This is a genomic window from Segatella copri, from assembly GCF_019249655.2.
Classification (GTDB): domain Bacteria; phylum Bacteroidota; class Bacteroidia; order Bacteroidales; family Bacteroidaceae; genus Prevotella.
In genome coordinates this window covers 2,890,068-2,911,507 of record NZ_CP137557.1, presented here as the reverse complement: position 1 = coordinate 2,911,507, position 21,440 = coordinate 2,890,068, and the positions used below count along the sequence as shown (strand labels likewise).

Genomic DNA, 21,440 nt, shown 5'->3' with positions numbered 1-21,440 from the left:
GCTTATTTCTTTTCATTCATCACACCCTCGATGTAGATGCGTGACATCTCCACATTGCCATTGGTGCGAATGGTGATACTCTTCTTGAAGTGGCCAGGGAACATGCCCTTGCCATTGTAAGTAACGCTGATCTGCCCCTTCTGACCAGGAGCGATAGGCTGCTTGGTGTAAGAAGGCACCGTGCAACCGCAGCTGGCGATGGCCTGATTGATAACGAGAGGCTTGTTGCCCACGTTGGTGAAGGTGAATGTAGCCTTCTGAACTGGCGAAGTCTCCTCAAAGGTGCCGAAGTTGTGTACCACCTTCTCAAACTTGATCTCTGCCTGGGCAGAAGCGCTTGTTACCATGGCTACAAGCATGGTCAGAGCCAATATGATTCTTTTCATTTTATATCCTTTCTTATTTAAATTTCTTTTATCTATTTGGATGCAAAATTACATATAAAGTTTAGTATATCGCCACTTTTTTACATTATTTATAAAATAAGTGGCGATATTTATTAATTAGCAACGAATTTTAGAGCTTGGCAAGGAACTGTCCCGTCAAACTCTCTCGGCAGGCTGCCACTTCCTCGGGAGTTCCTTCCACCACCAGGTTGCCACCCTTGTCGCCGCCCTCAGGACCCAGGTCGATGATGTAGTCGGCACATTTGATTACATCAAGGTTGTGCTCGATGACCACCAGCGAATGACCCCTTTCTATCAGGGCATTGAAGGCGTGCAGCAGGCGCTTGATGTCGTGGAAGTGGAGACCCGTGGTTGGCTCGTCGAAGATGAAGAGCGTTGGTGCCTGCTCCTCCTTGCTGATGAAATAAGCCAGTTTCACGCGCTGGTTCTCACCGCCCGAAAGCGTGCTCGAACTCTGTCCCAGCTTGATATATCCCAGTCCCACATCCTGCAAAGGCTTCAGTCGGCTCACGATGGTGCGGCAGAAGTCGAAGTCGCCCTCATGGCACTGGTTCTTCTCGTCGCTGAAGAACTCGATGGCCTCGTTCACGGTCATGTTGAGCACATCGTTGATGTTCTTTCCTGCCACGTGCACCTCCAGGATATCGTGCTTGAACCGCTTGCCCTTGCATGCCTCGCATGTCAGCGTCAGGTCGGCCATAAACTGCATCTCGATGGTTACGTATCCCGCACCCTTGCATTCCTCGCATCTTCCGCCCTCGGTGTTGAAGGAGAAGTACTGCGGCGTGAAGCCCATCTGCTTGGCGAGCGGCTGGTTGGCAAAGAGACTTCTGATGGCATCGTATGCCTTCAGATAGGTGGCTGGGTTGCTGCGGGTGCTCTTGCCGATAGGGTTCTGGTCTACGAACTCCACGTGCTTGATGGCGTCCACGTCGCCCTCCATCGATGTATATTCGCCCGGAGCATCAGCCACCAGGTCCAGCTTTCTGCGCATTGCCGGGTAGAGGATGCCCTTGATGAGCGAACTCTTTCCCGAGCCCGATACGCCTGTTACCACGGTGAATACGTTGAGCGGAATCTTCACGTCGATGCCACGCAGATTGTTCATCCGGGCGCCCTTGATTTCGATGAATCGGTTCCAGATGCGATGGCTCGCAGGACGGTCGATGGTTTCGTGGTGGGTGAGATATTGGATGGTGTGACTCTCGGGATATTTCTCCAGCAACGCCTGCTGCTCGGCAGGGTCGGTGGTGGAATATTCTGAATGCGGACCGGCATATACCAGTCTGCCGCCCAGGCGTCCGGCATCCGGACCGATGTCTATCAGATAGTCGGCAGCCCGCATGATCTCCTCGTCGTGCTCCACCACTACCACGGTGTTGCCCAGTTCCTGCAACTCTCGCAGCACCTTGATCAGTCGGTCGGTGTCACGGCTGTGCAGACCGATGCTCGGCTCGTCCAGGATATACACGCTGCCCACCAGCGAGGACCCCAGGTTGGTGGTCAGGTTGATGCGCTGGCTTTCACCTCCAGAAAGGGTGTTGGACAGTCGGTTGAGCGTAAGATATCCCAGTCCCACATCCAGCAGGAATTGCAGGCGATGGGTAATCTCGGTGAGCAGGCGCTTGGCTATCTCCTTCTCGTTGTCCGATAGGTCCAGGTTCTTGAACCAGGTGCTGAGGTTCAAGATTGACATCTCCACCAGTTCGGTGATGCTCTTGCCGCCGATCTTCACGTAGTTAGCCTCTTTTTTGAGTCGGGTGCCGTGGCAGTCGGGGCATACGGTCTTGCCTCTGAATCGGCTCAGCATCACGCGGTATTGAATCTTATACTGGTTTTCCTTCACCATTCTGAAGAACTCGTCGATGCTCACGCGGTCGTGCGGTTCACGGTCTTTTTCCGATGGCAGTCCGTGCCAGAGCCAGTCTTTCTCCTGCTGCGTCAGCTCGTAGTACGGCTTGAAGATAGGGAATTTGTAAGGTTCCGCACGGCGGATGAATTCCTTGAGCCACATGCCCATCTTCTCGCCACGCCAGCACACCACGCAACCGTCGTAGAGGCTCAGCGAAGTGTTAGGAATCACGAGTTTCTCGTCGATGCCGATGACGCTTCCGAAGCCCTCGCAGGTAGGGCAGGCGCCCAGCGGCGAATTGAAGGCAAACATATTGTCGGTAGGTTCCTCGAATTTCATGCCGTCGGCTTCGAATCGGGTGGAGAAGTCGTAGCAGATGTTGCTTGGCGGGAAGACGAGTCGGCAGGCGCCGTCGCCCTCGTAGAAGGCGGTTTCGGCAGAGTCGAAGAGTCGGCTGATATCATCCTTCTCGTCGCTTACCGATGCGCGGTCGATAACGAGATAGATTTCGCGGCTCTTCTCTTGCAGCATCTGGGTGAGTTCTTCACCGCTCGCATCCAGAAGCTCCTTGTTTCCAGAATTCTCATCGCCTGTTTCCGGAGAATTCATATCTCCAGCTTCCAGGAAATCCTCTATTCTGATGAATTCACCCTTCTGCATGATTCGGGCATAACCCTCCTGCATGTACATCTCCAGCTGCTCTCTGAGGGTGCGGTCTTCGATGACATGGATTGGGGCGAGGATTACGAACTTGGTGCCCTTGGAATACTGTCGGGTGCAGGCAAGGATATCCTCGGTGGTATGCCGTTTCACCTCCTGTCCGCTGATAGGCGAATAGGTTTTTCCGATGCGTGCGAAGAGCAGTCGCAGGTATTCGTAAATCTCCGTGCTGGTGCCCACGGTGGAGCGTGGGTTGCGGGCTATCACCTTCTGTTCGATGGCGATGGCTGGCGGCAATCCCTTGATGAAATCACACTCGGGCTTGGTCATTCTTCCCAGGAACTGACGGGCGTAGGAAGACAGCGACTCCACGTAGCGGCGCTGGCCCTCGGCGTATAGGGTATCGAAAGCCAGAGAAGATTTTCCCGACCCGGAGACTCCCGTAATGGCAACGAATTTGCCCTGTGGAATCTTCACGTCGATATTCTTCAGGTTGTTGGCTCTCGCCCCTTTTATTTCTATATATTTATCTTTTGGCATTTTCTTTATTCTTCTTTTTTCTTTCCCTTATTCGTGGTGATACGGCTCTCCTTTTATAATGGTGCAAGCGCGATAGAGGGCCTCGGTGAAGATGAGTCTCACCATCTGGTGGGAGAATGTCATCTTCGAGAGCGAGATTTTTTCGTTGGCGCGGTCGTACACTGCCTGCGAGAAACCGTAGGGGCCGCCAATCACGAATACGAGTCTTCGGGCAGTGGCTTGCTTGCGCTCTATCCACTTGGCAAACTCGATGCTGCGGAACTCCTGTCCGTGCTCATCCATCAGCACCACGGTATCCGAAGGCTGAATCTGCTTCAGAATCAGTTCACCCTCCCGTTCCTTCTGCTGCTGTTCGCTGAGGCTCTTGGTGTTTTTGAGCTCTGGGATGGTAGTGATGTTGAAGGGCATGTAGTGGGTGATGCGCTCGGCATAATCCTTGATGCCCGCCACGAAATGCTTGTTCACGGTCTTTCCGACCAATATCAATTCTGTCTTCATTTCCTAAATAGTATCCTCCTTATTAATATAGGATAGCTCTTAACTATAAGCTATCAACTATCAACTCTTAATTCAAGTTTCGCAAGTAACCTCCGGTCCCCGAAGGGGGCCAACTTTCAATAACCGCTGGTGGAATGACTGAAGGTCATGGAACCTGCGGACAACCAATAGTAGGGAGAAAACGTCCCCAAAGGGGGCGAACCACATCCAGTCTTGCTCCTGTTCGCCCCCTTCGGGGACGGTAAGAGAGTATCTGTCACTATCCGCAGGTTCCATTCCCTTCGGTCATTCCACCCGCGGTTATTCACATTCGCCCCCTTCGGGGACGGTAGAATGCTACTTGCGAAACTTCAACTCTTAACTCTTATAGTATCCTTTCTTCTCCAGTTTCGGATTCTTCGGGAACCAGCCTTTCTCGCAGCGCTGTTTCTGCTCGAAAAGCTCGCCGATGCTCCATAGACACGAGGCACCCAGCACGCCCAGCAGTGCCGAGCAGAGCACGTTGGCAACCAGGAAGGCTGCACCCACACTGATGATTCCGCACACCAGAAACACCCACCAATAGCGGGTGCCCGTATGATACTCAACCTTGATAACGATAGGATGGAAGATTCCTATTATTAAAAAGGTGGAAACGGCGATGATCACGCCAGTATAATATAATTCCATAAGCTTTATTTTATTTCATTTCTTTTTCAATGTGCAAAAATACAAAAAAAACTCCAATCTTGTTTGGTTTCTCAAATATTTTATTTATCTTTGTACGCAAAAAGAGAAATATTGTGCTGTTTTCGGGCACAACCCTCTGATTGAACTATAATTAATAACAAAATAGAATCAAACTATGGCTAATAACGCAGAATTGATTAAGCAGTGTGAAGAAAGAGCACAGCAGTGGCTCACACCTGCATTCGACGAAGAAACTCGTAAAGAAGTTAAGGCAATGCTCGAGGCTGAGGACAAGTCAGCACTCGTTGATGCCTTCTATCAGAACTTGGAGTTCGGTACTGGTGGCTTGCGCGGCATTATGGGCGCAGGTACCAACCGCATGAACAAGTATATCGTTGGTATGGCTACTCAGGGCTTCGCTAACTACATCCTCAAGGCTTTCCCAGGCGAGGAGAACCTTTCTGTAGTGGTAGGTCACGACTGCCGTAACAACTCCCGTCTCTTCGCTGAGACCGTAGCTGCCATCTTCTCTGCCAATGGCATCAAGGCTTATCTCTTCGAGAGCCTCCGTCCTACACCAGAGATTTCTTTCGCCATCCGTGAGCTCGGCGCCAAGGCTGGTGTCAACGTAACTGCTTCTCATAACCCTAAGGAGTACAACGGTTACAAGGCTTACTGGAGCGACGGTGCCCAGGTTCTGGCTCCACACGATACAGGTATCATCGAAGAGGTGAACAAGGTTACTATCGACCAGGTGAAGTTCGAGGCTAACTGGGATTTGATCAAGATTATCGGTGGTGAGATGGATTACGACTACATGACAGCCGTTCATTCGGCAATGATCGACCAGGATGTTATCAACCGCCAGAAGGACCTCAACATCGTTTATTCTGCCATGCACGGCACAGGTCGCGTCATCGTTCCTCTCTGCCTGCGTTCTTGGGGCTTCCAGAACATCAATGTAGTGCCTGAGCAGATGGTTGTAGATGGCAACTTCCCAACAGTGGTTTCTCCTAACCCAGAGAATGCTGAGGCTATGACCCTCGGTATGAAGCTCGGTACCAAGCTGAACGCTGACCTCGTGGTTGCTACCGACCCAGACGCTGACCGTCTTGCCATCGTTTGCCGCGACGACAAGGGTGAGTGGATGATTATCAATGGTAACCAGACAGCCATGATGTTCTGCTACTACATCATCGAGAACAAGAAGAAGTTGGGCAAGCTGAAGCCAACAGACTTCCTCGTTAAGACCATCGTTACTACAGAGGTTATCGCTGAGATTGCCAAGAAGAACAACGTAGAGTTGCGCGACTGCTACACTGGTTTCAAGTGGATTGCACGCGAGATTGCCATCTCTGAGGGCAAGCAGCAGTACATCGGTGGTGGTGAGGAGAGCTTCGGTTTCTTGCCATACGATAAGGTACGCGATAAGGATGCTCCTGCTTCTATCTGCCTGATTTGCGAGATTGCAGCTTGGGCTAAGGATCAGGGCAAGACTCTCTACGACCTCCTGATGCAGATTTACGCAGAGTATGGCTTCAGCAAGGAGTTCACGGTTAACGTGGTTCGCCCTGGTAAGACTGGTGCTGACGAGATTAAGCAGATGATGGCAGACTTCCGTGCCAACCCTCCACAGGAGTTGGGTGGCAGCAAGGTGGTTACCTGGAAGGACTACCAGAGTCTGGAGACTAAGCATGCTGACGGCAGCGTAGAGAAGCTCGACATGCCTGCTACAAGCAACGTGCTCCAGTGGTTCTGCGATGACAACACCAAGGTGAGTGTTCGCCCATCAGGTACAGAGCCTAAGATTAAGTTCTATATTGAAGTAAAGGATCCTTCATTCAAGTGTGCTGGCTGCTACAACCGCTGCACAGCTGCTGCAATGGATAAGATTGAGGCCATCAAGAAGAGCTTGAAGCTGGATTAAAAGATTTTTTTTGTGCATTATTAGGGGACATGATAATGCGCATTTTTTCGGCGAGGGGTCATCCTGACCTCTCGCCATTTTGATTTAATAAAACATAATAGAAATGAAGAAATTATTATTTATTCCTCAAATCCGCAACCGCCCTCATAAGATGACACAGAGGTCAAAAAGGTAGCGACACTGTGGCAAAAGAGGGTGCAACGCAGCAAAAATCGCCACAAAGACGCATTAAATCCCCTTACCCCACCATGCGACTTGAGGCAATACGCAAAATCACGACCATAAGTTGTCGGTGTCATCCAAAGTCATTCTGGAACACATCAGCATAAGCGTTGTTGCATGAATAGATATTCAGCACATACTGCCTTGATGTCCTGACCCATTTGGCTGGCACAGAGATGAACTTGAAGACAAACGCCTTGATGCGGCTTGTTGCTTTGAGTCCGAACCTCTTCACGTCAAGCCTCGCCATGATGAATTTATAGAAGTTGCGTATGAGTGCCGTAAGCAGAAGAAACACCGTGTTTTCTCCCATGAAGGATTTTGGAAGCCTGTTCCAGCCGAATCCGTTATTCATTTCATCGAAGATGCGTTCCTTCCCTCCACGGAGGTTATAGAATTTGACAATCTCTTTCTCGGAAGACTCGTAGTCATTTGTAAGGATGCAGCGGTAGGTGTATTCGCCTTCCCACAGGTCAATCTCACCGTCAATTCGCTTCTGCCTTTGGATTACAAGACGGTATGCCCTCCCTTTCCATTTCTCAACAAGAATGGAGTTCAGTTCAAACTCAATGCCGCCCAGTTCCTCTCTCTTCCACCCTCTGAGTGCAAAGATGTCATCGTAGAGCGAACCGCAGCGGTTGGCGCGGATATAGAAAGTCATGCAATGCTTTCCGACCTCTTCCACAATTTCCTCTGAGCAGGATCCGCAATCTGCCCTGAAACGATTGACTGTCAATCCTTTCTGTTCAATCCTCTCAAAGAATCTCCTCAACGTGTCCTTCTGGTGGAAACGAACGTTAGTGTTGCCGTCGCTGTTCTCTATGCCGACAATCATGTCGCCAATGACAGCCACACCTGGACGGTACCCGAGAAACTTCTTGTATGTGGGTTTCGCATCAAACTTCTCAGCCTCTATGAACTGGTGGTCGAAGTCAACGTCATACCCCTCGCCCTCTTTCAGCTGCCCTGTGGACAATAGGCAATTGAGGAGCAGTGTATTCAGCATGTCTGCCGTGTTGAAGTCGTAGGTCTTGCCAGTGTCGGATGTGTAGGAAATGTTATCCTGGGTCAGTTCCTTTATGGCTCTGAGAATCGTGTCGGCACTGCATGTGCGAAGTGTCGGATGAAGCGAGAGGTGATACATCAGATGAGTGGTGACATCCTCTATGCATGAGCCGCCACAGAAATAAACGCTCATAAGCGAACGGATGATTTCGCTGTATTGATAACCATACAGCCTACATCTCATACCGAGGGTTGAGTCGATTACAGATGAGAGATTGGAGTCAAATTGCTCCATTATTGAAAAAATTCCTCCAAAAGGAGAGAGTTTCTCAGATTTTATTGCTACCTTTGCCATGTCTGTCGGGTTTGATACATATTTTGATTTGCAACACTAAGATAGGTGAAAAATCTGACATGGCAAAATCCTGAGCAACTTTTTGTTGCTCAGGTACTTATAAAATAAGTTAAACTAAAATGCTGCGGAATTTAGGTTATTCTTTTTGCATTGGTGATGGGATTTTCCACATCTCATGCTCAGTTTGGAACGCTCGGCAAGTTGTATAAGACTGCAAAGTCTGCGGCTGCGATTGAAATTTCTTTATTAGATAAGGGAGCTTTCTTCTTTACGATAAAATAGGGAAGCTGTCAGGCTGCCTGCCGTCCCCGAAGGGGGCGAATGTGAATAACCGCTGGTGGAATGACCGAAGGGAATGGAACCTGCGGATAGTCGATACCCTCCCTCCAATCGTCCCCGAAGGGGGCGAACAGAAGCAAGATTGGATGTGGTTCGCCCCCTTCGGGGACGCTTTCTCCTTCTCGATGCTTGTCCGCAGGTTCCATTCCCTTCGGTCATTCCACCAGCGGTTATTAAAAGTTGGCCCCCTTCGGGGACCGGAGGTTACTTGCGAAACTTGCAATTTTAGTTTATAAAATTTTGATTTATGAATAATAAGAAAAGAAAAATCATCGGTTTGGGGCTCTTGCTCCTGCTTGCACCTTCTGCCGGCTATGCCCAGGGCTATAGCTGCGGAAACGTGGGGCTGTTCTGCTCGCCCGATACCCTGCGAGGGGCTCAGCTGGGCGCCTTCTCCAGCGTGGTTTACAGGCAGATGAGGGGACTCAGCCTGGCTGGCGTCATCAACTCCGTGGGTGGCGATATGAGGGGCGTTCAGATTTCGGGCGTATCCAATGTGGTGAAGGGTGGCAACGGCGTGCAGCTGTCTTTATTCAATAATATATCCTCCTCGCCATTCCGTGGCGTGCAGGTCAGCGCACTCTCTAATGTCTCCATGGGCATGAAGAGGGGACTGCAGATTGCTTCCGCCAACGTAAGTTCCTCGTATATGCGCGGCTTGCAGATGGGCGGATACAACTATGCCGATACCCTCAACGGTTCGCAGATAGGCATCCTCAATGTCTGCGTGAGCCATCCGCGAGGCGTGCAGATAGGTCTCATCAACTACAGCCGTGATACCGTGGCGCACAAGATAGGTCTCGTCAACGTGAACCCCCATACCCGCATTGATTACATGCTCTATGGCGGTTCTGCCACCAAAACCAACTTCGCCGTGCGCTTCCGCAACCGGTCTACCTATAATATATTAGGCATCGGCACCCATTACTTCGGCTTGGACGAGAAATTCTCGGGCAGCCTGTTCTATCGCATCGGACAGTATTTCCAGCTCTCGCCAAAGTTTTCAATCAGTGGCGACTTGGGCTTCTATCACGTGGAATCCTTCCAGGAGAATTCGCAGGATAAGCCCGAACGACTCTACTCCCTGCAGGCTCGCATCAATGCCGACTACCAGTTGGGCAAATACACCAGCGCCTTCGCCTCCGTGGGCTATGGCGACACCCGCTATTATCATGGCGGCAGATATCGCAGCCGTGCCATCCTTGAGGCGGGATTAGCCGTAAAGCTGCAGCGCAATCAGGCGTTCTATGCCCCAGGTTCTTCAGAAAAATCATCTTCTGAAAAATCATCTTCAGGAAAATCCTCCTCTTCTACCTTGTCAGATTACGATATGGAGGCCTGGAAAGAGGGGAGTATCTTTGCCTTCGATGACCCCAAGCGGCAGAAGAAGCATCCTTGGAAGGCGGCAGTGGAGGCATTCGCCATCAACGTGGGCGTGCAGTGCTTCGACCAGTTTGTGATGAACGAGGAGTTCGCCAAGATCTCCTTCCACAGCATCAAGCACAACATCCAGAATGGATTCGTGTGGGATAACGACCAGTTCTCCACCAATCTTTTCGCCCATCCTTACCACGGCGGACTCTATTCCAACGCTGCCCGAACCCACGGCATGAACTTCTGGGAATCAGTGCCTTACTCCTTCTGCGGAAGCCTGATGTGGGAGACTACCTGCGAGATAGAACCGCCAGCCATCAACGACCTGATGGCCACCACCATAGGCGGTGTGTGCCTGGGCGAAGTAACCTATCGCATCAGCGACCTGGTTTACGACGACCGGCTGCGCGGATTCCCACGCTTCTGGCGAGAGTTCCTGGGCACCATCATCTGTCCTATCAAGGGCTTGAACCGAATATTGAGCGGCGATGCCTGGCGCGTGCGAGGCAGATATTACAAGTATCACGACTACGGTCGCAGTCCTGTCAGCTTTTCGGCATCAGCGGGTTATCGCTATCTTGCCGATAACAATACGCTGTTCCGTGGCGAGGGAAATCCCTACGTGCGGTTCAATCTGGTTTATGGCGACCCGTTTGATGGTGCCACCACCAAGCCTTACGATTATTTCACCCTCGATGCCACCTTCGGATTGAGCAGCAACCAGCCGTTCATCACGGGATTGCATCTGCTGGGCCGCCTGTGGAGCGTGCCGGTGGAGGTGAGCAAGGGCACGGAGATGGAGTTCGGCATCTTCCAGCACTTCAACTACTACGATTCGCAGCCGGTGAAGGATGGAACCAGTCTTGTGCCATATCGCATCTCCGAGGCAGCGTCGGTGGGTCCCGGCATCATCTACCGCTTCCCTCAGGTGGGCAATCTCACCAAACTGGAGCAGCGCATCTTCGTGGATGGCATCCTGCTGGGCGGCAGTCTCACCGATTATTATAATGTGATAGACCGCGACTACAACATGGGCAGCGGCTACAGCGTGAAGGCCATTAGCCTGATGGAGTTCGGCAAGGTGGCGAGCTTCCAGATAGGAGCCGACTACTACCGCATCTTCACCTGGAAGGGCTACGAGGGCAAGGACCTGGCTACCACCGACCCGCTCTATCTCAACGCCCAGGGCGACAAGGGCAATGCCTCGCTGCTGGTGGTGAATGCCCGCTTCGGCCTCGCCCTGTCGAATCGCCTGAAGCTCGATTTCAACGTGTCGAACTATTGGCGCGATACGCATTACTCCTATCACGACGACGTCAGGAGCAAGACATTCGACCTGAGTCTGGGATTGCAATATCAGTTCTAGAAACATAATAATGTATAAAATATGGGTGCAAGCGTTAATCATTTTCATCTTTTTGTAGAAAAATCGCAAAAAGTTTTGCATATTTTCTGAATTTATATTAACTTTGCACCCATATTTTCAAACATAAAACATAGAATTATACTCTTATGGGAGGCATTTTCGGAACTATTTCCAAGAAAAGCTGTGTCGCAGATCTTTTCTACGGCACCGACTACAACTCACATCTCGGCACCCGTCGAGGCGGTTTGGCAACCTACAGCAGTGAGAAGGGCTTCGTGCGCTCTATCCACAACCTCGAAAGCTCTTATTTCAGAACTAAGTTTGAATCAATCCTCGACAAGTTTGAGGGTGCCACATCGGGTATCGGAGTGATTAGCGATACAGATGCGCAGCCATTGATCATGAACTCACACCTGGGCCGTTTCGCCATCTGCACCGTAGCCAAGATTGTAAACAAGGAAGAACTTACTCAGCACCTGCTAGACAAGAACATGCACTTTGCAGAGATGTCTTCAGGCAGTACCAACCCCACCGAGCTGGTGGCTTTGCTCATCATTCAGGGCAAAACCTTCCGCGAGGGCATCGAGAACGTATTCCATCACCTCAAGGGTTCCTGCACCATGACTATCCTCACCGAGGATGGCATCATCTGTGCGCGCGACAGTTGGGGACGTACGCCTCTCATCATCGGCAAGAAGGCGGATGCCTACGCCGTGAGCAGCGAGAGTACATCCTTCCCTAATCTCGACTTCGAGACCGTACACGAGGTGGGACCGGGCGAAATCGTGAAGATTACTGCTGATGGCATGGAGCAGATTCGTCCTGCCAACAAGAAGATGCAGGTTTGCTCTTTCCTCTGGGTTTACTACGGATTCCCTACATCTACCTACGAGGGCAAGAATGTGGAGGAGGCGCGTTTCACCAACGGCTTCAACCTTGCCAAGACGGATGATGTGGAGGTGGATTGCTGCAGCGGTATCCCTGATTCGGGCACGGGTATGGCGATGGGTTATGCTGCCGGCAAGGGTGTGCCTTATCAGCGCTGCATTGCCAAGTATACGCCTACATGGCCTCGCAGCTTTACTCCTAGCAACCAGAGCATGCGTTCGCTGGTGGCCAAGATGAAGCTGATTCCTAACAAGGCGATGCTGAAGGGTAAGCGAGTATTGTTCTGCGACGACAGTATCGTGCGTGGCACCCAGCTTCGCGACAACGTGAAGGTGCTTTTCGACCAGGCTGGCCTCAAGGAGTGCCACATGCGCATTGCGTGTCCTCCGTTGGTATACGGTTGTCCGTTCATCAACTTCACTTCTTCCAAGAGTGATATGGAGCTGATTACGCGCCGCATCATCGAGAAGTTTGAGGGTGATGCCAACAAGGATTTGGATAAGTATGCCACCACGGGTTCTCCTCAGTATCAGAAGATGGTGGATGAGATTGCCCGTCAGTTGGGCTTAACCACATTGAAGTTCAACACCATCGAGCAGTTGGTTGAGGCTATCGGTCTTCCAAAGTGCCAGGTATGTACCCATTGTTTTGATGGCAGCAGCGCATATACTCTGAATGAGTTTGCTGATGCGGAGTAAGATAAGAAGATAAGTATATGATTATATAAGTATATAAGAATATAAGTTCTTGATATATAATAAGATAGGTCTAGCGACCCCGTGAAACGCGGTATTGCTAGACCTATTTTTATTTTTATAAGGTATCGTAATACCCCCTGCGAAATAAAACTGTCACAACTGTCATGTAACGCTTCTGGGCGGGGGTAGGAAGCGTGAGGGCTAGAATATATAGCTTTCAATCACTTGTGATATGATACGAATACAGACAGAATCGGAAAATAATGTGGTTTATATTGTTTTCTTCTCGAAAAATTTGGTAGTTACGAAAAAGCAACGTATCTTTGCAGCACATGTTTAGTAAAAAGAAAAAAGTATGAGTGAAGTAAAGCCATATAAATTACCGGAAGAAAAAACTAGCATAGTTTCTGATTCCATGGCAGTCCGTATTACTCCTGATACGGATATTGTTACCTTGCGCCATAATGTGATGGATGCGGTGTATGCTACAACAGATCAGAATGCTTTGTATAGTTGTTTGGTTTTCTTGTCAAGTCAAAAGCAAACTTTACAATCTTCAGTAAAGAAAGAACTTTTGAATCGTTTAGATGAATTGTCAAAGCTTCCAGATGGTTGGGATGGTGAAGGTAGTCTTGCCCTCTCAAGAAATATCGTGGATTTTGTGAAGCGAATTATTCTGCTAGCTGCTGATACTAGTCTGCAAAATTGGGTAGCTTTTCCTGATGCACGAGGTTGTATATATTTAGATTACACGGAAGACAATAATATAGCAGGTGTTACTATAACCAATCATCAGGTTGTAGCATTTATCAAACGGGATGGTCATTTGTCAAAATTCAGTTTTGATAAGTTGGATGAAAAGGAAGTATTGTCATTATTAGAAAAAGCTCATGGATAAACTGATTTCTGAAATAGCAGACGATGAAAAGGTTGCAAGAATCCTGTTCTCGCCTTCTCATATCTATAAAGGGCGTGTTTCGCCGAAGGCTTTTAAACTTGAAAAGTTGAAGAGTGGTGCTGAAGACTATATTTCAGTATTGAGATATAATGTAGATCAATTAGATTCTGTATCAGCTGTTTTTCGTCCTAGAACGAAAGGAGACTCTCGATATGGATTTACATTTCTGAATATTTTGGATGTTCGAAACCTGGATTATGAATTTAACAACAGAAGGGTGGAGCTATTGCCAAAACCAAGCAAGCGATTACCGTTACATGCTGGAATCTTTTTATCAATTGATGGAAGATTGCAGACTGCCGATGATGTTTCTCCTGATATAGATTTTTTCCAAAAAGAACTTGCCATGCTTTGTGATGGGGTGCATAAATTTTAATCTGCCCCGAACGTTGGAAAAGCAGCCTAGTTTTTCATTCTTCTCGTCCCCGGAGGGGGCGAATGTGAATAGCCGCTGGTGAAAAGTAGGTGAAATGAGAAAGGGCTGCAGACGGCATCATGCCGTCTGCAGCCCTTATAGTTTTAATGCCGTTGCATTTTTTCTTAACTCATTTCCTTAATAACTCATGCAGCTCGTTACGCCCAGCGTAGTGCCAATGGCAGTGAGAATGCTGATTATAATCTGAATCACGGTTTTCCAAGTTTCTTTCTTCATTTTCAAGTAATGTTTTTAGTGATTATTTTTTTAGTGATTAATTTTTATTGATTAGTGATTAATTCTTAGCGATGTGATAGGAGAGGAGAGAAGCCCCCGAAGGGGCTTGCTCTAGATTGTTACGTCTGTATTGTCGCCGTCACTTCCGCCGCCGGTCGTGCCAGAATCGGAGCCGCCGCCCTGCCCCGGGTTCTCACTGCCGCCGCCCTGGGTGCCGGTTCCACCCTGGCTGCCACTGCCGCCCTGGCTGGTGTTACCCGAACCGCCGCCCGGATTGCTTCCGCCGCCATCAGTCTCCTCAGCTCCGTAGCTGTCGTAGGCAGTAATCTTGCAGAGCTTCTTCAGCTCGCTATTGCTCCAAGTTTTGGTATTTTTTACCAACAAATGGATGCCCTCCACGCTAGCGGCTGAAACCTTGTCGCGGCTCACCTCGCCATGAGAACTCATGCCGATGGAGAAGAGACCCAGGTCGCCCAGACGAACACTCTTGCCGTCGAGAATCAGCTCCTTCAGACAGTCGAGCATATCCATCATCACACCATGCACGGTGCCTCGGCTGTAGGGCGAGTTATGAGATGAGATGTGGTCCACGAACTCCTCGAAGTTCATCTCTCGGTCGGTCACCACGGTGGCATACCAGAGTTCCTTACCTGCGTTCTCGCCCGTCTGGGGAGTGCGCTTCACTTTGCGATACTTAATATTTCCCTGTCCCATAATTTTAGTGATTTTTAGTGATGAATAAATTTGTGATTAACTCTTGCCGTTCCGAGAAACCAGGGTGGGTGGTTTCTCTGAATGACGGTGCAAAGGTACGGCTTTTATCTGATACCGCCAAAAATCACCCAGCACAGTTGTGTTAAACGGAATTAACGTTTGCGCCGTTTTCCGTTAAATAAAAAAACTCATAGATTCTTTTGAGAGAACTCTACGAGATGATTTTCCGAAAACTATGAGTTTCTGTAAGTAACTCGGGGTGCAGGGATTCATCATCCTGCCAAAAAGCGTTACGTTACAGATGTGACAGTTTTTATCGCAACCCCCTTATAGCCAGTTTTTAGAAGTAACTTATATATATTATATATATAAGTTAAATTATATTACTTACAGATTGAAAGTTCAAAAAAAGAGGTTTACCCCTCCGGATAAAACTGTCACATCTGTAACGTAACGCCTTCTAGGTAGTTTTCCCTCTTTTTAGTTTTTGTACAGAGCACCTTGTTCGCTTATCTCCTTGATAAAAAATCTGATGGCTTCAAGCCCCCACCTTATTTTTTTCAAACTTTTCTCCCTTTTTTCTTGCAGGTTTCAAAATAAAAGCGTAATTTTGCGGTAGCATTCAAAACAGAACCGTATCATTTTAAAACAGAAAGGTTATGAAGTACTTAGACCCTAAGGCAGACCTCACGTTCAAGAAGATATTCGGCAATCATCCTAAAAGACTGATCAGCCTCCTGAACGCCCTTCTGCCACTCAGCGAAGAAGAGCAGATACACGAGATAGAGTATCTGCCAACGGAACTTGTGCCCGAACTGGAAGGTCACAAGAATACGATAGTAGATGTGCTCTGCACTGATGCCAGAGAAAGGAAATTTTGCGTAGAGATGCAGATGGAATGGTCTAACGCTTTCAAGCAGCGAGTACTGTTCAATGCCTCCAAGCTCTACGTGAGTCAGGCGATGAAGCGCGAGAAATACAGCGATCTGCAACCGGTATATTCCCTGAATCTTGTGAATGACATCTTCGAGCGTGATACTCCTGAATTCATCCACAACTATCGCATCGTGCACGACAAGGACAGCAACAAGGTAATCGAAGGTCTGCATTTCACCTTCATAGAGCTTCCTAAGTTCACTCCTCATTCCATCTCCGACAAGCGCATGATGGTATTGTGGCTCCGTTTCCTGACGGAAATCAATGCCAATACGCAGGAGATTCCTTCCGATCTGCTTCGTGACCCGGAGATAGGAAAAGCCGTAGAGGAGTTGAAGATTTCCGGCTTTACAGATGCCGAACTCAGAGCCTACGACAAATTCTGGGATTCTGTAAGGGTAGAGAAGACCCTTCAGTACGACAGCTATCAGCAAGGCATGGAAAAAGGCATGGCAAAAGGCATGGAAGAAGGCATGGCAAAGGGCATGGAAAAGGGCATGGCAAAAGGCGAAGAAGTAGGTAAAAGCCAAAGAAGTATTGAGATTGCTAAGAATATGCTGGCAAAAGGCATGGATGCAGCAATGGTAATGGAGATAACGGGGCTGACGGAGAGCCAGATGCAGCAGTTGATGTAATTTCTATTGCCCCACACGCCCTGAAGGGGCAGAAGGAGCAAGGATAGCCCCCCACGCCTTGAAGGGGCAAAAGCTCGTAGCCCAGGGCATCGCCCTGGGTATCATCGCATTTCGCCCTGCGCCCTGAATGGGCAAAAGCTTTATAAAGCACTCAAGTTTCGCAAATAACCTCCGGTCCCCGGAGGGGGCCAACTTTCAATAACCGCTGGTGGAATGACCGAAGGGAATGGAACCTGCGGATAGCTGCAATACTCTCTCCAATCGTCCCCAAGGGGGGCGAACAGAAGCTGAAAAACTTGCAACCTTGCTTTTCTTATGGAGAACGGAAATAGAAAAGGATTTTGTTATGGTTGTAATTTTCCCCCAACTTGGGGGAAATTTAATATACCCCACCATCTTTTTTTCAAAACTTTCTCCCGATTTTCTTGCTTGTTTCAAAATATTGTTGTACCTTTGGGGGAATAAATGATAGAAAGTAGATCTTAAAAACAATGTAACTCTATGAATATCAGATAAATTACCCCCCCAGCCCGTCCGAGAACGGCCGTTTTGGGGTGTATCATAGAGGGCAGAACCGCTATCACGACTCCACCTAAGCCCCTCTAAGGGCATATCTTTTTTCATCTTAAAATTTTAGTTTATGTTAAACAATTCGTCATAAGGGCTTAAAATGGCCGATATGAACACTAATAGAGCGTGTTTTTCGATGGTATTGATCCCTACAGGTCATTATCCAAGAGAAGCAATCAAAGCAGGTACACCTTTGAGAGATATGGCACGACGAAGGTTATAAGATAGGCAAAAGAGACCCATCTCAGCAGTTACTTTCAGTTTGCCTTTCAGTAAAAAGTAGTATTGCCCAAGTGCTCGCTTCATGGTTCCAAAAGGATGCTCGGAGAGGCATTTGCGATTGTCCATCTTGTTCTGATCTAGATGTAAAACGTAACGGACACCCTTCTTCACGATCTTCATTCTTGGAGGTTTTGGCTTGTCCTTATTCTCTTCTTTGAGTTGCTTGCGTTTTGCTTCGGTTGCCTTTATCAAGGTGTCTTTGTTGAAGTCTGCCTCCTTGAACTTCTGGATGGTACACTTGCACTTGCATTTTTTACATGCAAGCTTGTTGCAGTAGCGGATCATACCGTTTCTTTTGATAGACTTTTGCCTCAGGATTTCTCCTTGCGGACAATAGACAAGATTGCGTTCGGCATCCCTCACGAAGTATCCTTCAAGAGCCTTGGCACGCATCTGCCCGGGAGTCATCTTCAGTACAGCAGACTCTGCTACATCAGAAGTGTACTCCTTGACCTCTACAATCTGTGCATCGGTTAAAAAATCCTTGTAGGCTTCCGGTATGACTGCAGCTTCAAGACATGCCTTCAAATCTTCTGGATTAGTACTTGACTTTTGTTCGTCAGTTATGGTAGCTTCGTTATAGTCAAACTGAACCTGCTCCGTGCAGCTGCCATCACGTTGGATGACATTTGGTACGATACCATTAGCCAATGCATCTGCATGAACCTCGGGACACTCGTACCCCTTGTCTGCAGTTGATTCAAGAACGTCAACACCATAATCGGCTTTCACCTCAGATGCTACGCTTGTAAGCTGACCATGGTCTGTTGGACTGTTGGTTACCAGGAAGCCTGCTATCATATGGCTCTCCGCATCAACTGCAGTTTGCACATTATAACCGACACAAAAGCCTTCGTTGGCTTTCATTAGTCGGGAATCAGGATCGGTTAAGGAAATCTGGCTTTCACCACTTTTCTCAAGTGTATCACGGTATCCCTCATAGCGTTCCTTGCGCTCCTTGCAAACATCAAGCTTACGTTGCAACTCATCTTTAGAGAGCCTGCGTCCTTCCTCATGATCGTATGCTTCAAGTTCTTCCATATAGATTGAAATATGTTCATCAAGACGCTTGATTCGGTCATCGAGTTTGCTTAGAGTAAGGTTGTTGTCTTTAGCATTTACAGCCTTAAACTTGCTTCCATCAATAGAGATGTACGACTTGGAAAAGAGCTTCAGTCCCATACAAAACTTGTTGAACTCTTTAAAAACTTTAGTAATAGCCTTCTTGTTGTCCTTGCGGAAATCGGAGATTGTACGAAAGTCAGGAGTCAGCTTGTTGAGCAGCCACATTACCTCTACGTTACACTTGCACTCACGAGCAAGTTTGCGAGAGGAACGTACCTGATAGAAGTAACCATAAATATAGAGTTTGAGGAGATCGCGAGGATCATATCCAGGAGTACCTGTCTCTGCAGGAGTACTGCGGACGAATCCCAGTTCATCCATTTTGAGATTATCGACAAAAGCATCAAACAAGCGAACAGGGGCGTCAGCCTCTACATACTCGTCAATGCAATCAGGGAAAAGAACCCTCTGTCGTCTATCTTGTCCTTTTTTATATGCCATATCTTTCTTGTTTTTTACTACAAAGATACATAAAATAATTGAGAATCAAGAAGATACGAGGTTAATTAACTATAAAGAGCAAAAGAAAAATGCCCAATTCAGTTGTTTGCTTCCCTAATTAAGTTTTCGGACGGCCTCCCCCATATCGGCGGGCATCAAGGCTTTAGTAGCCTTTATATTAGCGTTTGTCCTTGCCAGTTGCAGTAAGGATGAAACGATGGATGCAGGTGAGCGTGTCATCTGCATTTCAGCTAGTGGTACACGCACTTACTATGCCATAAATGAAACCGACGGCATTACTTATACCACCGATGGTATAGTATATCTTATCAATCACGACATCAAGCATCCCAAATGGATACTTAGCTATGAAGAGATAGCTAAGCACCTTGACATATCCTTTACCCAAGTATCAACGATGAATATTTCGAGAACCAAAGTCCTAAACGATGGCCTTTGGCGCTTCGCCGTGCAGTTTGGTGAACAGGAGAAAGGTATTGAATATTTGATAGACGTAAATCCCGATACAGGCAGCATCGAATGGGTGCAGAGCATTGAAGAAATGCCTGATGGGGAGGTTACGCTCCATTTTAATCATTAATTAAAATACATTTTATGGCAGATATTAATTATAATCAGATAGTTTCTCTTATTTGGAACATTGCGGACGATGTGTTACGTGATGTGTTCCTTCGTGGTCAATACCGTGATGTTATCCTCCCTATGGTAGTATTGCGTCGATTGGATGCACTTTTAGAGCCAACAAAGGATGAAGTTTTAAAAGAGCTGGAACAATTGGGTCCAAATGATGAGATAGATGAGGGGGTAATGCGTGATATAACTAAGCTCTCTTACTATAATACCTCTAAATGGACTTTGAATCGTATAAAGAATCAGGCTCCAGACAACAATGATTTGCTTTATAAAAATTTTGTAGAGTATTTGAATGGATTTAGTGAGAATGTGGGCGATGTATTGAAGAACTTTGATTTCTTAAACAAAGCGCGCAAACTTGCTGATAATGATCGCCTGTTGGCTATTATTCAGAAGATTACCGATACTCGTATCAACCTTACGAATACATTGCAATACGATCCAGATGGATTACCTTTGCCAGCTCTTGACAATGTAGGAATGGGAACCGTATTTGAGGAACTGTTGCGCCGTTTTAACGAAGAGAATAATGAGGAAGCTGGTGAGCACTTCACCCCACGTGATGCTATCTCACTATTGACGCATCTTATCTTTGAGCCGGTTAAGGACGAATTACCTAAAATAATAACCCTCTATGACCCTGCTTGTGGTTCTGGCGGTATGCTTACCGAGGGCTATGAATATTTAAGGAGTATTGGCGTTCGTCCTCTGGCTATCCAACTGTCAGGTACGGAGACTAACCCAGAGACTTATGCTATTTGTAAATCCGATTTGATAATTAAGGGTGTAGATCCTAAGGGAATTCATTTGGGTAATACTATTACAACAAACCATTTCTCGCAGACTAGCTTTGGATTTACGTTGACGAATCCTCCTTATGGAAAATCTTGGAAAACTGATAAGGAGAAGATTTACGACAGCGATAAAAAACAACTGACAGATTCTCGCTTTGAGCTGGCGTTAACCAATTTTGCAGGAAAGAAAGAAGTGCTGGATTGTACTCCAAGAACTTCCGATGGTCAACTTCTCTTTGTAATGGAAGAAATCAATAAGATGAAGTCTTTGGATTTACAACCAATGGGAAGTCGCATCGCATCCATTCATAACGGTAGTTCTCTTTTTACAGGTGATGCAGGAAGTGGCGAAAGTAATATTCGTAGATATTTGATGGAGAATGATTTGGTGGATGCTATTGTGCAGTTGCCAAATAATATTTTCTATAATACGGGTATTACAACCTATGTATGGATTTTTACGAATAAAAAACGTCCTGAGCGTAAGGGAAAAGTACAGTTGATTAATGCGTCTGAATGTTATGAAAAATTGCGTAGAAATCAGGGTTCTCGTAATTGCATGATTACTGATGAATATCGTCAGCAGATATTGGACGCTTATATCGCTTTTGAAGAAAAAGAATGACTAAAAAAGCAAAAAATAGCAGATTTGGGCTTTTATTTTGAGTTTCAAGTGGTTGTGGCAGTTGTTGGCTTTAAGTGACGTTCGTGAGGAAATGCGAAAATGACGGATTTGAGAAGTAGAAACGCTTTCAAGTCATTACCTCAAAGAAACTCTCTAATAAGCATTTTTAACGGCTTCGGTTTTTACTTCTCAATTCTGCACAGGTTGTGAATTTGCCATGCAACTCTCATGATTTAATTTTGCACAGAACAAAA

17 protein-coding genes are annotated in these 21,440 nt (G+C 47.5%); 8 read left to right on the top strand and 9 right to left on the bottom strand.

Annotation, left to right across the window (positions count from 1 at the left end; genetic code table 11):
• Window positions 1–2 precede the first annotated feature (2 nt).
• The 4 genes from KUA49_RS11965 to KUA49_RS11950 form a co-directional block, all read right to left on the bottom strand.
• Window positions 3–386: a DUF1573 domain-containing protein gene (locus KUA49_RS11965; RefSeq protein ID WP_203040965.1), complete on the bottom strand. Its 384-nt coding sequence runs from the start codon at window positions 384–386 to the stop codon at window positions 3–5.
• A 130-nt stretch (window positions 387–516) separates the two neighbouring features.
• Window positions 517–3,459: an excinuclease ABC subunit UvrA gene (gene uvrA / locus KUA49_RS11960; protein ID WP_218413575.1), complete on the bottom strand. Its 2,943-nt coding sequence runs from the start codon at window positions 3,457–3,459 to the stop codon at window positions 517–519.
• Window positions 3,460–3,486: 27 nt separating this feature from the next.
• Window positions 3,487–3,957: a 23S rRNA (pseudouridine(1915)-N(3))-methyltransferase RlmH gene (gene rlmH, locus KUA49_RS11955; RefSeq protein WP_203040963.1), complete on the bottom strand. Its 471-nt coding sequence runs from the start codon at window positions 3,955–3,957 to the stop codon at window positions 3,487–3,489.
• Window positions 3,958–4,314: 357 nt separating this feature from the next.
• Window positions 4,315–4,626: a DUF4491 family protein gene (locus KUA49_RS11950; protein ID WP_203040962.1), complete on the bottom strand. Its 312-nt coding sequence runs from the start codon at window positions 4,624–4,626 to the stop codon at window positions 4,315–4,317.
• A 175-nt stretch (window positions 4,627–4,801) separates the two neighbouring features.
• Here KUA49_RS11950 and KUA49_RS11945 point away from each other — a divergent pair, with 175 nt between their 5' ends.
• On the top strand, window positions 4,802–6,553 hold the full coding sequence (locus KUA49_RS11945; protein WP_218413576.1) for a phospho-sugar mutase: 1,752 nt from the start codon (window positions 4,802–4,804) through the stop codon (window positions 6,551–6,553).
• A gap of 295 nt (window positions 6,554–6,848) precedes the next feature.
• Here KUA49_RS11945 and KUA49_RS11940 read toward each other — a convergent pair whose 3' ends face one another.
• The gene (locus KUA49_RS11940) at window positions 6,849–8,135 is read right to left on the bottom strand and encodes an IS1380 family transposase (protein WP_118354577.1); all 1,287 of its coding nucleotides are present in this window, start codon (window positions 8,133–8,135) and stop codon (window positions 6,849–6,851) included.
• A 586-nt stretch (window positions 8,136–8,721) separates the two neighbouring features.
• Here KUA49_RS11940 and KUA49_RS11935 point away from each other — a divergent pair.
• The 4 genes from KUA49_RS11935 to KUA49_RS11920 all read left to right on the top strand — a co-directional run bounded on the left by KUA49_RS11935 (window position 8,722) and on the right by KUA49_RS11920 (window position 14,134).
• A complete protein-coding gene (locus tag KUA49_RS11935; protein WP_218413564.1) occupies window positions 8,722–11,214 on the top strand; it encodes a DUF3943 domain-containing protein in 2,493 nt (830 codons plus the stop codon).
• A gap of 146 nt (window positions 11,215–11,360) precedes the next feature.
• The gene (locus KUA49_RS11930) at window positions 11,361–12,800 is read left to right on the top strand and encodes an amidophosphoribosyltransferase (RefSeq protein ID WP_218413563.1); all 1,440 of its coding nucleotides are present in this window, start codon (window positions 11,361–11,363) and stop codon (window positions 12,798–12,800) included.
• A gap of 355 nt (window positions 12,801–13,155) precedes the next feature.
• Window positions 13,156–13,698, top strand: a complete 543-nt coding sequence (locus tag KUA49_RS11925; RefSeq protein WP_153137666.1) for a hypothetical protein — start codon at window positions 13,156–13,158, stop codon at window positions 13,696–13,698.
• Window positions 13,691–14,134 carry a hypothetical protein gene (locus KUA49_RS11920; RefSeq protein ID WP_218413562.1) on the top strand — a complete coding sequence of 148 codons (444 nt, stop codon included), beginning with the start codon at window positions 13,691–13,693 and terminating at the stop codon, window positions 14,132–14,134. The genes KUA49_RS11925 and KUA49_RS11920 overlap by 8 nt, the downstream gene beginning before the upstream one ends.
• A gap of 177 nt (window positions 14,135–14,311) precedes the next feature.
• On the opposite strand, the gene KUA49_RS11915 is transcribed toward KUA49_RS11920, so the two are convergent.
• Both KUA49_RS11915 and KUA49_RS11910 read right to left on the bottom strand, forming a co-directional pair.
• Window positions 14,312–14,410 (bottom strand): smalltalk protein, encoded by a 99-nt coding sequence (locus KUA49_RS11915; protein WP_218413561.1) that lies wholly within the window; start codon window positions 14,408–14,410, stop codon window positions 14,312–14,314.
• Between the two features lie 111 nt (window positions 14,411–14,521).
• Window positions 14,522–15,124 (bottom strand): HU family DNA-binding protein, encoded by a 603-nt coding sequence (locus KUA49_RS11910; protein WP_256624949.1) that lies wholly within the window; start codon window positions 15,122–15,124, stop codon window positions 14,522–14,524.
• A gap of 659 nt (window positions 15,125–15,783) precedes the next feature.
• Here KUA49_RS11910 and KUA49_RS11905 point away from each other — a divergent pair.
• Window positions 15,784–16,695: an Rpn family recombination-promoting nuclease/putative transposase gene (locus tag KUA49_RS11905; protein WP_203050622.1), complete on the top strand. Its 912-nt coding sequence runs from the start codon at window positions 15,784–15,786 to the stop codon at window positions 16,693–16,695.
• A gap of 195 nt (window positions 16,696–16,890) precedes the next feature.
• On the opposite strand, the gene KUA49_RS11900 is transcribed toward KUA49_RS11905, so the two are convergent.
• Both KUA49_RS11900 and KUA49_RS11895 read right to left on the bottom strand, forming a co-directional pair.
• Window positions 16,891–17,319, bottom strand: coding sequence for a hypothetical protein (locus KUA49_RS11900; RefSeq protein ID WP_218413560.1), 429 nt, complete (start codon window positions 17,317–17,319; stop codon window positions 16,891–16,893).
• A 105-nt stretch (window positions 17,320–17,424) separates the two neighbouring features.
• Window positions 17,425–19,113 carry an IS1182 family transposase gene (locus tag KUA49_RS11895; RefSeq protein ID WP_318331612.1) on the bottom strand — a complete coding sequence of 563 codons (1,689 nt, stop codon included), beginning with the start codon at window positions 19,111–19,113 and terminating at the stop codon, window positions 17,425–17,427.
• Between the two features lie 217 nt (window positions 19,114–19,330).
• Between KUA49_RS11895 and KUA49_RS11890 the strand changes: the two genes are divergently transcribed.
• A complete protein-coding gene (locus KUA49_RS11890; protein WP_218413628.1) occupies window positions 19,331–19,714 on the top strand; it encodes a hypothetical protein in 384 nt (127 codons plus the stop codon).
• Window positions 19,715–19,728: 14 nt separating this feature from the next.
• A complete protein-coding gene (locus tag KUA49_RS11885) occupies window positions 19,729–21,186 on the top strand; it encodes a type I restriction-modification system subunit M (RefSeq protein ID WP_218413627.1) in 1,458 nt (485 codons plus the stop codon).
• Window positions 21,187–21,440: the final 254 nt, after the last annotated feature.